Genomic DNA, 9,474 nt, shown 5'->3' on the forward strand with positions numbered 1-9,474 from the left:
TCGACTGTTCGATGCGAGAGCAAAATCCTGCAGAGCATACATTTTTGCGCTGGCCGGTTTTTGTCGAAAGCCGTCAGGTTCTCGAAAGCTCCCGCTCTTAGCTTGATCGAGATTGATCTCTAACACGTCGCCGCCAATGGCAAATGCCGGAGTACCTGATGATCGCAGCAATTGGGAGTGGAGTTAGCAACTTCGGGACTTCCTTGATCCGAAAGGGCCATGGGGATTCGAAATCCGAGCATCCTAGTGATGGCAAGCCGGCTGGTGGGAATGACGGCAAGCCGGCTGGTGGGAATGATGGCAAGCCGGCTGGCGGGAACGACCGGGCGGATAACCGGACCGTTTCAAATGATCAACTTCAAGACAACTCACAGTCTGCAGCACAAAGTGAAGCCTTCCAAAGTATCCTGCGATCGTTCGCGTGCCAATTCGCGAGCGATGCGATGGCTGAGGCCGATGAAGCTTTGGATGACACAGAAGATGCCTGACGCGGGAAAATCCGGCGTGAGGTCATACAGGCCGTTATCGACGGCACAACTCCAACAGAAAGAGGAATGATCATGGCTGCAGTTGATAATAATAAAAAATCAGGCAATACCAACACCAATAGCACTGGCAACACCGATAAAACTAACAGTAGCACTCCCGCCAATACAAGCGGAGCTGATGCTACTGCTTTTCAGGCGCAAGTGCAAGAACTAACCAATGTTAGCTTGGAGGCGACGAAAAGGAGTGTCCAGTTGCGCACTCTAACGACCAATCTCCAGACCATCAAGAAGGCCGCCGACGAACGCGTTTCGTAATGTCGGAAGCGGCTTTTAGACTGCCCCTAGCGCGTCTCCTTATTGACGCGACGTAGTCCCGAAATGAGCCGCATGGCAATTGCCGTGCGGCTTCTATCCTGTTTGAGAGATGCTCTGTGGATGACGCCGTTTCCCTCCGTTTCGAAGTGCTTTCGGGGCTCTATTGCGGACTGACCGGCAAGACGGATCTTCAAACGTGTTTAATCGGCAGCGGCTTCGATGCCGATTTGGTCTTTGTCGAGCAAGGACTGGCACCGCATCATCTTCGTGTAACTCTTCTTGGCAAGTCGATCGAACTCGAGGCGCTTGCACCCGGACTCAGTATCGAGGGCAACCGGAATATCGCCGCAGGCCAGTCCGTTGTTGTGCCCCTTCCTGCCGTCCTGCTCGTAGGCGAGATGTCCATTGCTTGGTCCGTGCAGGATGCAGAGCCGCCTGGTTCGACCGGCATACCGCGCCTACCGATCGGTGTGCTCGCCATGGTGATAATCAGCTCACTCGGGATCGGCGCGCTTTCGGGCATGTTCTCCTATCTTGGCAATGCAAGTGGATCGAGCCCCAATTCACTTCGGGCTGAAGTCGCGTCCAGAACGATCAGTCACCGCGCTGACAATGAACTTACGGGGGCAGCGGCCAAAGAGCTGCAGGAGGAAGTCGATCGAGCGGGTCTTCTCGACGTCAAGATTGGCTCCGCAAAGGGTGTTGTGACCGCCGAGGGCACCGTCACGTCTGAATCGGTCATCAGCTGGCAGAAGCTTCAGCAATCGTTCGATCGTCGCACCAAGGGTACTCTAACACTGGTGAACGGAGTGCTCATCAAAGAGGAGAAGGCGCCATCCGCAATCGCGGTCGAAGCTGTGTGGCATGGGGCCCAACCGTATCTTGTCATCGACAGCGAGAAGTATTTTGTCGGGGCCATTTTGGCTGATGGATGGGTAGTCGATCGTATTGAGGACAGCCGTGTGCTGCTGAGCAGGAATGGCCGCATTGCTGCTCTCCCATATTGAAAGCTCGCAGGCCCCATCAAGCAGCACTCTATGGCCAGCCAAACATCCTGTCGCGCTCGGTGCTGACAAGCTGGCTGCGTTGGAAAAATTTGCTGCCCAGCCATTTCGCGCCTGTTTGTGGCTCTCATGCAGGGTCACGCGCTGGCCAAGGCCGAGGCGCCTTCGGAGTTCGAAAGCTACGTTTCAGGGCGTAACAGCAGAGTAAGTCTCAACCGATTGCAAAGGTGTCTCGATGGCCAACGTCCTGCGTGACTTCATCAAGCGTGCGCCGGCCAGCCCGGATTTAATGGTTGCGTTGATGCTGCTTCTGGCTGTCGCGATGATGGTCATGCCTATCCCGGTCGTGGTGGTCGACGCACTGATAGGATTCAATATGGGGTTGGCCATACTGCTGATGATGGTTGCCCTGTATGTCAGTACTCCACTTGATTTTTCCTCTTTGCCCGGCGTTATTTTGATTTCCACTGTTTTCCGTCTCGCGCTGACGGTCGCAACGACGCGACTGATCCTGGCCGAGGGGGAGGCCGGCAGCATTATTCATACCTTTGGCGATTTCGTCATCTCAGGCAATATCGTGGTGGGTTTCGTCATATTTCTGGTCGTCACCATGGTGCAATTCATGGTCCTCGCGAAGGGTGCCGAACGGGTGGCAGAAGTGGCGGCGCGTTTCACGCTGGATGCTCTGCCGGGCAAGCAAATGGCGGTCGACGCAGAGCTACGCAACGGCCACATCGATGCCAACGAATCCCGCCGGCGGCGCGCCGAATTGGAGAAGGAAAGCCAACTATATGGCGCGATGGACGGCGCGATGAAATTTGTGAAGGGCGATTCCATCGCCGGGCTGGTGGTTATCTGCATCAACATGCTGGGTGGAATTTCGATCGGTCTGCTCTCCAAGGGCATGTCCTTCGGCGAGGTGCTGCATCACTATACTCTGCTGACGATAGGCGATGCATTGATATCGCAGATTCCGGCCCTTCTGCTCTCCATTACTGCGGCGACCATCGTCACCCGTGTGACTGGGACGGCGAGGATCAACCTCGGTACCGAAATGGTCAGTCAGCTCACGGCCAGTACTCGAGCCTTGCGGCTGGCGGCCGGCGTCCTGGTCGTGATGGGGTTCGTTCCTGGGTTTCCCCTCCCCGTCTTTCTGATGCTGGCCGCAGTGTTCGCTGCGGTAAGCATTGTCAAGGCTGATGTGCTGGGCGCCGGCACTGCCGATGCGAAAGATGGAACTGCAGCGGAGCCTAAGCAAGCCGCGCCTGCGAAGGAATTCCCGATCGCATTTTTTTTAGCGCCAAATCTTATGCAGGCGATCGATCAAGCCGAATTGCAAAAACATATTGGGCGCGTTTCGCTCCTGGTCACAGCCGATCTGGGCATTATCGTTCCCCGCATCCCTGTCTTGGTTGACGAGCAGCTGCCTGCATCGCAATTCCGGATAGATGTCGAGGGCGTGCCAGTCGAACAGGACGCGATAGATCCAAGCCAGATGACGCTCCGAGCCGATGTAGCGCACGTCGACTCGAGCGGTATCCCCCTTAGGCGTGAGCCGAAAACGGACAGACTCCCGGTCGAACATACCCCTGCACAGGCCCTTACGGGCGCCGGCACGGAGCATTGGGCTCCCGGCGAACTCCTCGCCTTGCGCGTCCATGCAACGTTGACCCGCTACGCACCGCGATTGGTGGGCATCCAAGAGACCCGACATTTCCTGGGCCGAATGGAGCAGGAATATTCTGATCTTGTGAAAGAGGTGCTGCGCACGACGCCGATTCCTCGGATTGCCGATGTTCTGCGCCGCCTCCTGGAGGAAGGTATCCCAATCCGCCACACCCGTCTCGTGTTGGAGGCATTGGCCGAATGGAGCGAGCGTGAGCAAAACGTTGCCCTGCTGACGGAATATGTCCGTTCTGGTTTGAAGCGACAGATCTGCCACCGCTATGCCAACACCGAGGGCATCGTGTCCGCCCTGGTCGTCGAACGCGAGAGCGAGGATGTGATGCGTGGCGCGGTTCGAGATTCGGATGCAGGCCCCTATCTCGCACTGGAGGATCGGCAAAGCGAAGCGATGCTATCACAGATACGTCAGGTCCTTTCGAACACAGAACCGGGTCAAACCCGCCCTATTCTGTTGACGTCAATGGATGTCCGACGTTTCGTCCGCGGCTTTCTGACGCGAAACGGGATCGATCTCGCCGTGCTGTCTTATCAAGACCTCGCCTCCGACTTTACAATTCGCCCGGCAGGATCCGTCAAACTCCCGCACGGATCGAACAGCGGATTGTTAGAGTAGTTCCACCTTTCCTAACTGAACGCGACCCGCCTCCCTGATAACCGAGAGATAATATGAAATTCGTTAGAAATACAGTTTCTCCATCGCCTATGTTTCTGCGCCGGAGCTCACTTCTTTTTGCCGTACTCGCCATTCTGCCTTTGGGCGGTTGCGCCAGCTGGCAAAAGCCCGCTCTTTCCGTGCAGGAGACATCTTCCCCAGAGTTGCTCAGCGCCGATCAAATCGATCCGGCTATGCGCGAACGCATTTTGCGCGAAGTTGGTCAGGATGTTCAAGAGCGGGCTTTGCGGGATGAGGTGAAGCAGCACCCGGACAATGTTGATGCGGCGATACGGCTTACAAAAGCCTTGGTGGCCCAGAAGCGCCCGCACGAAGCGGTTGAGGTGCTCGACAGCGTCTTGGTTGCAGCCCCAGCAAACGTACGTGCATTGAATGCGAAGGGCGTGATCTTGGACATTGAGGGGCGGCATGACGCGGCACAGGCCCTGTATCGGCGAGCTCTCGAAACCGAGCCAGGGAATCAGATGGTGCAGCATAACTTCAATCTGTCGCTTGCCTTAACGGCAAGTCCGAACAGCCAAGGTTAGCACGATCGCAATAGGTGGGCACAGCGCATGTGCAGCCTATTCCCCGGCTCGAGACGCGCTCGGCTCCCATCATAGATGGCCTCTGAAGAGAGCCATATCTGCGCAAAGCTGTTGCTCCAGATCTGGCCGGCAGAGGTCGGCAGGAGAGCCGGATGACATCTCTCGGCCACCCGCAAGGCCATCCGCCTCGCTTCGTTGCCAGAGCGCCTTCGTGGTTGCCACGCGAGATACGCTCAGGATGGATTTGATTAATTCACGCGCGAATGCCTGCCTCTAACTTGGGGCAGGCGCGACCGCTCCCATAATGCAATACGCTGCCTCTAGGCCGATGGACGATGACGGGATACTTCCCCGAGACTTCAATGGTGGGGAGCAGCGCACCCGTCGATCCATTTGCTTTCAGCGTCAACCGCCACTATGTAGCGACACTTCGCCCGACTGTGTTTCAAGCTGCCCGGAGAAGTTTATGACAGAAGAAGCCCACAACACCGACATCCTCATCGAGCTCACTGCCGATGTTGTATCAGCCTACGTCTCCAACAACCCCGTCCCGGCGGGGGAGCTTCCTGCCCTGATCGCCCAAGTGCACGGGGCTCTAAAAGGCACGGCCGGACTAATACCGGCAGAAGAGCCTGTGCCTGTGAAAAAACCTGCTGTCCCGATCAAAAAGTCGATCGAACCGGACTACATCATTAGCCTTGAAGACGGCAAGAAATTCAAATCGCTAAAGCGCCATCTGTCGACGCACTATGGTCTGACCCCGGACGAATATCGCGCCAAATGGGGTCTGCCGTCGGATTATCCGATGGTGGCGCCGAATTACGCCGCTACGCGCTCCGCCTTGGCCAAGACCATCGGACTCGGCCGCAAACCGAAAGAGCCGGAAGCCCCGGTGCCGGCGCCGGCGAAACGGACCCGCAAAAAGGTCGCAGCCTAAATCCGTATCAACAGTCGTTCGGGACGCGCGGCAGCCGTAGGCCCAATCTGCGCGGAATCAAAAGGCGGGGACGAGCCCCGCCTTTCCCGTCCAAGAGCCTCATTCCAGAGGAATTCGCGACGGCTCCAGCAATCGCTGCCGCGGCATTACCTGGTTGCATGCTCCGGCCGGGTTTCGAGCCGGTCAATGCGTTCGGAGTATGCCGCATCCTTGCCGCACGCGTTAGCCAGCCTTGCTGAGGCTGCCTGCAGAGGACTTGCCGGTGCGGCGATCCTGTTCGACCTCGTAGTTTATCTTCTGGCCCTCATTAAGGGTCGACAGGCCCGCTCGTTCAACAGCGGAAATGTGGACAAAGACATCCTGACCGCCGTTGTCGGGCTGAATAAAACCAAAACCCTTGGTGCTGTTGAACCACTTCACCGTTCCAGTCGCCATATATCCATTCCTTTGTAACAAGTCGCAACTTAGGCAGGCCATTCACGCCAGCCTGATTTGTACACGAGACTTTAGGCGCAGCAAAATCGGAAAATTGCAAGGCCCACTCGACCGCCTGATCTCCAGCAGCACCTGCCACACATGCGAGGCGCGTGCCAGACGAGGCGTATGCCAGACGTTTCGTCGTGCGCTGTCGCTCAAACGTCGACAGAAACAATGACCCAACCCTGCAAACTCGGCACATCTTGTGGACGTGCTTGGGTCGCTGCTCGACCGCAATACCCGCTCCTGACCGATATCGTCGGCCAAAATGACGATGTTTTTGTCATCAGACCGAAAGATCAGGCGCGCAGCGACACTGCACACTCAAACCGAGACCCGCGAACCTCGATTAGCTTCGGCCTGCTACGAAGCGCGGTTGCCTGCTTCTGAGGCGGGCCATTGTCGGTTTGAATCAACTGTCGGGTTCGGAACCCCAGACTGTCGGCAAGTTGACAATGCGCGTTCAGACGGCACAAACCACCCGATCGCTTGTGAGCGAGATGGTTTGGCAGATTGAGCAAGGGCGGGACTCAGCTATGCCGCCCAGGCTGCTGACAAGGCCAAAGCAGCGTAGGTGCGGAGTGAAATCCAAGGTCCACATGGGTCGTCGCGCGTCCCGTGCGCCTGGGAAGGCGCCGGCCCCGCCAAGCTTTTCCCAGATCGTCCGGATGACGCAAGCTTCGCTGAGCGTCAATGAACGTTCGGGCGATGACCAAAGGCGTCGTGCGTTGCAATCTGGACTGTCCAGGATATCAGGAGTTCCATGGCCTCAGCCCGCTTGGCTGGCCACACTTGAAGCTCCAACATACCGGCTGGCACAGGCCAATTGGACTCTGCGCTGCCCTCAATGCGCTGGTGGCACGGTCAATGCTTGTCTATCGATCCGGCCGCCCATGCGTGATGCTGTCGGTCGACGTTCGCAAACCAGACCCTCGGCGAACCCAGCGAAGGGGCTCGCCGGTACGACGAGGGACCTTACCTCTTTATGCGCGGCATCATTGTCGAGGATGACATGTTGCCTTACACGTCGTCCCCTCGCGCTCGGGGCTTTGAGGGGCGGATGAAGTCCTGATGGCGGTGGCACTGCTGCATGTTTGCGTAAGACCCATCATTCACGATCGCGTTGTCCTTCGATGTCGCGGTGCTGATAGGCGGGCAGATCGGTGTGCGCGGCGCCCGCCAAAGGATCGTCGTCACGCCGGAGGAGGCGAGCGCCGTAGCCGGCGCGCCGGCGAAAGGCGCTTTCTGTCGGATGCCCGACAATGTCGGATATCGCAAGTATCAAGGTTGGATCAAACCTTGCAAATCGGGGCTTTCTTACTTGGCACGGCGCATGCTCAGGTATCCGCAAACACCCAATGGATAACGAGCAGACTTCCCATGGCCCCACCAAAATACTGCCGAACGTTCCCCGGACGCATCCAAAGATGAGGCCCGCGTCAGGCCCGGCAACACGCTGACGGCTCATCTGGCTCGGCGTCGCGTGCCGATCCACTTTCTCCCAATAGGCGTCGGGAGACATAGAGCCTTCAAAATGAGGAACAAATCACTTTGCCAGGAACCCAGCCCATAATCCCACTCTCCCTATCAGAAGCAAGCCCCGCACTCACGGGCTTCGCAGGACGTCCGTTGCGACCGAGTTGGGCGGCGCGAGGACGGCTCCGGTCCCCGTCGCATGGGAGGACGGCAAGGCGACGGATTTCGTGCTCGACAACGGCATGGAGGTGGTCGTCATTCCCAACCACCGGGCGCCGATCGTCAGCCACATGGTGTGGTACAAGATCGGCAGCGCCGACGAGCCGCCGGGCAAATCCGGCATTGCCCATTTTTTCGAGCATCTGATGTTCAAGGCGACGACCAACCATGCGGCCGGCGAATTCGACCGCGCAGTGTTCGAGATCGGCGGCTCGCAAAATGCCTTCACCTCCTCCGACTACACCGCCTTCTATCAGACAGTGGCGCCGTCGGCGCTCGAGCTGATGATGAGCTTCGAGGCCGACCGAATGCGAAACCTCATCCTCACCGACGATGTCGTCAAGACCGAGCGCGACGTGGTCATCGAGGAGCGCCGCTCAAGCACCGACACCAACCCGCAGGACGTGCTCCATGAGGAGATCGACGCGACGCTGTGGCAGAACCAGCCCTATCGCATCCCGATCATCGGCTGGATGCAGGAGATCGAGCAGCTGAACCGCGTCGACGCCACCGCCTTCTATGAAAAATACTACTGGCCCAACAACTCCGTGCTGATCGTGGCCGGCGATGTCGAGCCGGAGACGGTGAAGGTGCTGGCCGAGAAGACCTATGGCAAGGTGGCGCGCGGGCCCGACCTGCCGCCGCGCATCCGGCCGGTTGAGCCCGAGCAGAACACCAGGCGCACCGTCACGCTCTCCGACGCCCGCGTCAGCGTGCCCAGTTTTTCGACGCAGTGGGTGGTGCCGTCTTACCATACCGCCAAGCCGGGCGAGGCCGAAGCGCTCGACCTGCTGTCCGAAATCCTCGGCGGCGGTAACCGCAGCCGGCTCTACCAGGCGCTCGCTGTCCAGCAAGGTATCGCTTCCAGCGCCTGCGCCTATTTCCAGGGCACCATGCTCGACGACACCAGGTTCGCCATCTATGGCGCGCCGCGCGGCGATGCCAAGCTGGCCGATCTCGAAGCGGCGGCCGCTGCCGAAGTCGCTCGCATTGCCAAGGATGGTGTCAGCAGCGAGGAACTGGGCAAGGCCAAGGAGCGCTTTGTGCGCGATATGATCTTTGCCGAAGACGACCAGGACGACCTCGCCTGCATATACGGCTCGACGCTGGCCACCGGCGGCACCGTGAAAGATGTCGAGGAACGGCCGTCTCGCATCCGCAGGGTTACCGCCGCGCAAATCAAAGCAGTTGCCGCCCGCTATCTCGCGTTCGACCGTTCGACCACGGGCTATCTCTTGCCCAAGACGGAGAATGAAGAGATGACGCTCGGCGCTCAGCCCCATGCTGCGATGAACATCCAGGAGGTGAAGTCCGAAAAGGGCATGATCGCCTGGCTGGTGGAGGACCACACAGTGGAAATCGTCAACATCGGCTTTGCCTTCAACGGCGGCATCAGGCAGGACCCGGTCGGGAAGGAGGGGATGGCCAATCTGATGGCCGGCCTGTTCATCGAAGGCGCCGGTAATTACGACAGCGATGCCTTCCAGATGAAGCTCGACGATGCCGGCGCCGAGATGGGTTTGGAGGCGCAAAGACACTACATCTGCGGATCGGTGTGCATGCTTCCCAAACAGCAGGACGCCGCGTTCGGCCTGCTTCGGCTCGCACTCAACGCGCCGCGCTTCGACCAGGGGCCGATCGATCGCGTCCGCGCCGAGATTGTCTCCGACAT

9 protein-coding genes and 1 pseudogene are annotated in these 9,474 nt (G+C 58.6%); 9 read left to right on the forward strand and 1 reads right to left on the reverse strand.

Annotated elements, in window-relative coordinates:
- Positions 1-158: 158 nt before the first annotated feature.
- From EOA29_RS02060 to EOA29_RS02085, 6 genes are all read left to right on the forward strand, one after another.
- Positions 159-488, forward strand: coding sequence for a hypothetical protein (locus EOA29_RS02060; RefSeq protein WP_029354838.1), 330 nt, complete (start codon positions 159-161; stop codon positions 486-488).
- Between the two features lie 72 nt (positions 489-560).
- Positions 561-803: a nodulation protein NopA gene (locus EOA29_RS42730; RefSeq protein WP_240992513.1), complete on the forward strand. Its 243-nt coding sequence runs from the start codon at positions 561-563 to the stop codon at positions 801-803.
- 116 nt (positions 804-919) lie between these two features.
- Positions 920-1,810: an EscD/YscD/HrpQ family type III secretion system periplasmic domain-containing protein gene (locus tag EOA29_RS02070; protein WP_029354836.1), complete on the forward strand. Its 891-nt coding sequence runs from the start codon at positions 920-922 to the stop codon at positions 1,808-1,810.
- Positions 1,811-2,042: 232 nt separating this feature from the next.
- Complete coding sequence (sctV, locus tag EOA29_RS02075; RefSeq protein WP_127220143.1) at positions 2,043-4,106, forward strand: type III secretion system export apparatus subunit SctV; 2,064 nt, start codon at positions 2,043-2,045, stop codon at positions 4,104-4,106.
- 53 nt (positions 4,107-4,159) lie between these two features.
- The gene (locus tag EOA29_RS02080) at positions 4,160-4,693 is read left to right on the forward strand and encodes a tetratricopeptide repeat protein (RefSeq protein ID WP_101918715.1); all 534 of its coding nucleotides are present in this window, start codon (positions 4,160-4,162) and stop codon (positions 4,691-4,693) included.
- A gap of 466 nt (positions 4,694-5,159) precedes the next feature.
- Positions 5,160-5,630 (forward strand): MucR family transcriptional regulator, encoded by a 471-nt coding sequence (locus EOA29_RS02085; RefSeq protein WP_029354830.1) that lies wholly within the window; start codon positions 5,160-5,162, stop codon positions 5,628-5,630.
- A 222-nt stretch (positions 5,631-5,852) separates the two neighbouring features.
- Here the strand turns inward: EOA29_RS02085 and EOA29_RS02090 are convergent, their stop codons facing one another.
- On the reverse strand, positions 5,853-6,065 hold the full coding sequence (locus EOA29_RS02090; RefSeq protein ID WP_008874821.1) for a cold-shock protein: 213 nt from the start codon (positions 6,063-6,065) through the stop codon (positions 5,853-5,855).
- A 1,165-nt stretch (positions 6,066-7,230) separates the two neighbouring features.
- Here EOA29_RS02090 and EOA29_RS42140 point away from each other — a divergent pair.
- From EOA29_RS42140 to EOA29_RS42735, 3 genes and pseudogenes are all read left to right on the forward strand, one after another.
- Positions 7,231-7,473 (forward strand): hypothetical protein, encoded by a 243-nt coding sequence (locus EOA29_RS42140; RefSeq protein ID WP_148670022.1) that lies wholly within the window; start codon positions 7,231-7,233, stop codon positions 7,471-7,473.
- Positions 7,474-7,747: 274 nt separating this feature from the next.
- A pseudogene (locus tag EOA29_RS02095) lies at positions 7,748-9,052 on the forward strand (pitrilysin family protein); the annotation flags it as partial.
- Between the two features lie 72 nt (positions 9,053-9,124).
- The coding region (locus EOA29_RS42735; RefSeq protein ID WP_245468363.1) for an insulinase family protein at positions 9,125-9,474 on the forward strand (350 nt) is incomplete at its 3' end.

Origin of the sequence: Mesorhizobium sp. M1E.F.Ca.ET.063.01.1.1 (assembly GCF_003998155.1) — a bacterium.
Lineage (GTDB): Bacteria > Pseudomonadota > Alphaproteobacteria > Rhizobiales > Rhizobiaceae > Mesorhizobium.

Excerpts from the sequence above, each read along its gene's own strand:
- EOA29_RS02060 (WP_029354838.1), top strand. The coding sequence starts at position 159 with ATGATCGCAGCAATTGGGAGTGGAGTTAGCAACTTCGGGACTTCCTTG.
- EOA29_RS42730 (WP_240992513.1), top strand. The coding sequence starts at position 561 with ATGGCTGCAGTTGATAATAATAAAAAATCAGGCAATACCAACACCAAT.
- sctV (WP_127220143.1), top strand. The coding sequence starts at position 2,043 with ATGGCCAACGTCCTGCGTGACTTCATCAAGCGTGCGCCGGCCAGCCCG.
- EOA29_RS02080 (WP_101918715.1), top strand. The coding sequence starts at position 4,160 with ATGAAATTCGTTAGAAATACAGTTTCTCCATCGCCTATGTTTCTGCGC.
- EOA29_RS02085 (WP_029354830.1), top strand. The coding sequence starts at position 5,160 with ATGACAGAAGAAGCCCACAACACCGACATCCTCATCGAGCTCACTGCC.
- EOA29_RS02090 (WP_008874821.1), bottom strand. The coding sequence starts at position 6,065 with ATGGCGACTGGAACGGTGAAGTGGTTCAACAGCACCAAGGGTTTTGGT.